2 protein-coding genes and 1 pseudogene are annotated in these 2,893 nt (G+C 74.9%); all 3 read right to left on the bottom strand.

The genetic code is table 11. The features are described 5' to 3' along the window. Positions 1 to 742, bottom strand: a pseudogene (locus HII36_RS54360) (hypothetical protein); the annotation flags it as partial. A 34-nt stretch (positions 743 to 776) separates the two neighbouring features. Then, positions 777 to 2,057, bottom strand: a complete 1,281-nt coding sequence (locus HII36_RS54365; RefSeq protein ID WP_173531239.1) for an MFS transporter — start codon at positions 2,055 to 2,057, stop codon at positions 777 to 779. Between the two features lie 164 nt (positions 2,058 to 2,221). Beyond that, positions 2,222 to 2,893 (bottom strand): GNAT family N-acetyltransferase (locus HII36_RS54370; protein WP_328808323.1); only part of this gene is annotated, 672 nt, incomplete at its 5' end.

The following is a 2,893-nucleotide window of genomic DNA, read 5'->3' on the forward strand; positions in this document are numbered from 1 at the left end:
GGCCCGCGAAGTCGCGGGCCCGTTCGCCCGCCCTTCCGTCCGCGCCCTCGCGCGGCCCTTCGCCCGGTTCGGTGTCGCAGAAGACGTGGGCCAGGCCGTCCACGCCGCAGTCCAGCGCGATCGCCGCGTCCCTGGCGGTGACCACGTGCGCGATCGCCTTCAGCCCGGCCGCGTGCCCGGCCTCGACCAGCGCCGTCACGGTGTCCGCCCCGAGCACGGGCAGGTCCATCCCGCCCGCCGAGCCGTCGTCGATCACGATCTTCAGGTAGTCGCTGCCCTCGGCCAGCCGCCGCGCGACGAACGCCTCGGCCTGCCCCGGCATGGAGATCGTGTCGAACGGGCCCACCGCGTCACCCAGGTCGCCCGCGCTTGCCATGATCTGGCTCGGATGCCCGTTCGGCGCCGTGGCCAGCACCCCCGCGCTGCGCAGGTCGGCCACGTCGTCACGGCCGGCGGCCAGGGCGCGCTGCCTGACCAGGTTCGGCGGCAGGCAGAACATGTCCAGCTCGGTGGTCACGCCGAAGCTCAGGGCCCGGGCCAGGTCGCCGTCGAAGGTGTGGGTGTGCGCGTCGATCAGGCCGGGGAGCAGGGTCCGGCCCGTCCCGTCGAGCTCCAGGTCCGCGGGACGGCCGTCGGGCTCGGCCAGGCGGTCGCCGTCGATGAGTACGTCGGCGCGGTCGATCGTGCGCTCGCGTCGAAGACGCGGACGCCACGGATCAGGGTACGCATGGAAGACCTCCATCAGTTGATTAGAGGCCAGAAAGTACGATGTCTAACTATCTCCTGTCAAACTTCGCAGGTGGAGCCACCGCGTCGGCGGGAAGCTGGGCGGACAGGCGTACCAGAGCCAGGCAGGCCAGCGCGAGCAGGGCGGACAGCCCCGACCAGAGCAGCAGCGGTTCGGCGCTGATCAGCGCGGAGAACGCGGCGGGCGACAGCGCCGCGCCGACCGCCCAGGTCATCTGGTGCACCGCCAGGTACCTGCCGCGCAGCGCGGACGGCGCCGACCCGGCCGCCAGCGACGCCGACGGCGCGGTGTGCGCCAGCTCGCCGAGCGTGAACACCAGCGTGGCCACCACCAGCCCGGATGTCCTGGCCACCCCGGACGGCAGCAGCGGCAGCACCGCGAAACCAGCGCACGCGACCACGAACACCACGCCGCCCAGCGCGGTGGCGTGCGTGCGGCGCGACCGGCGCTGCAACCGGCGCACCGGCAACTGGCCCGCGGCCACCAGCAGCGTGTTGACCGTGTACAGCACGCCGAGCAGGGCCGGCGGCGCGCCCAGGACGGAGACCGCGTAGAGCGGCAGCGCCACCGGCAGGATCAAATGCGCCAGCGTGAACGCCTGCTCGGCCGCCACCAGCCGCATGAACGGTCGGTCGGCCAGCACCCGGCGATACCCGCCGCCGCCCTTCCCGCCCGCCACCCTTGCCTGGGCCCGTGAACCGCCACTCCCGCCCGCCACCAGGGCCGGGGTACCGTCACCCGTGCTCGTCGTCCGGCCCGTCGTGGCCAGCAGGAGGGCCGCGAGCGCGAAACTGGCCGCGTTGAGCAGCGAGATCAGCGAGAACCCGGTACGGCCGGCGAGCGTCACCGCCCCGGCCGACAGCAGCCCGCCCAGGCCGAACGCCACGTTGCGGGCCGTGGCCAGCCACGCGTACAGGCGGTCCCTGCGCTCGCCGTCGGCCAGCGCCGCCACGTGGGTGCCCGAGGCGGGATAGAACGCCCGGTCACCGGCGGAGATCATCGTCGCGATCGCGATGAGCAGGGGGAACGCGTGGACGAGCGGGTACAGCGCGAAGCCGGTCGCGCGGACCAGGTAGCTGCCGATCAGCACCCGGCGCGCGCCGAACCGGTCGATGAGCACGCCCGCCAGCGGGTTCGCGGCCAGGCCCAGGGTCGCTGCGACCGTCACGCCGAGGCCCACTGTGGTGACGGGCAGCCCGGTCACCTCGGTGATGAACAGCAGCGTCAGCGGCACGTACAGGCCGCTGCCCAGCGCGTCCACGAACATCGCGGCGAGGAAGGCCCTCGTGCGGTTCGTCGAGGGGAGCACGCCGCACAGTCTGCCCGCCCGCGCCGCGCGGCGGATCGGTCGCCGGTCCTACGCCTCTCGCCCTAGGGACGACACTCGCACGTCAGGAGACCCCGGACGTCGGGAGGCCGGGACGTCAGGAAACCGGCACGTCGGGAGGCCGGGACGTCAGGAGACCCCGGACGTCAGGAGTTCGCCGGCAGTAGGGCCTCGGCGGCGACCGGCAGGTAGCCGGCGGCCAGGAAGGCCCGCACGCTCGCCGCGTTGCCCGGCGCGATCTGCGCCCACACCGGCCCGGGTGACAGGTGCCGCGCGGCCCGGGCCAGCAGCCGCCCGGCGCCCCGGCCGCGATGCGCGGGCTCGACCTCCACGGCGGCCTCCCAGCGTCCCGCCACGCCCCGGCCCAGGATGACCAGCCCGTCCGCGGACCGCCAGACCCGTACCTCGTCGCGGTGACGATGGGCGCGGGCGACGCGGGCGTGGCCGGCGCCGGTGATCTCCGTGAGCGCCGTCGGCGGCGCGCCGTCGAGAGGGTCGGCGCAGGTCAGCAGGTCCACGCTGTCGACCAGGCGGCCGGTCTGCTCCTCCAGCGCGCGCAGGAAGGGCGGGTTCAGCGGGGCGGCGACGTCGTCGCCGGGCAGCAGCCCGCGGATCCAGCCGTGGTCCAGATCGGCGAAGATCACGACGTGGCCGGTGAAGGCCAGCACGCCGAGATCGCGCGGGTTCGGCTGGGGCACGATCGTCAGGCCGCCGTCCGGGGCGGGCGGGTGCCCGGCCGCCGCGCGGGCGAGCAGGACCGCCAGCGCGGCCCTGTCGGGGGAGCGGGACGGGCTGGCGAGGACGCCCGGGGGCTGGGA

The organism is Nonomuraea antri (genome assembly GCF_013283785.1).
Classification (GTDB): domain Bacteria; phylum Actinomycetota; class Actinomycetes; order Streptosporangiales; family Streptosporangiaceae; genus Nonomuraea; species Nonomuraea antri.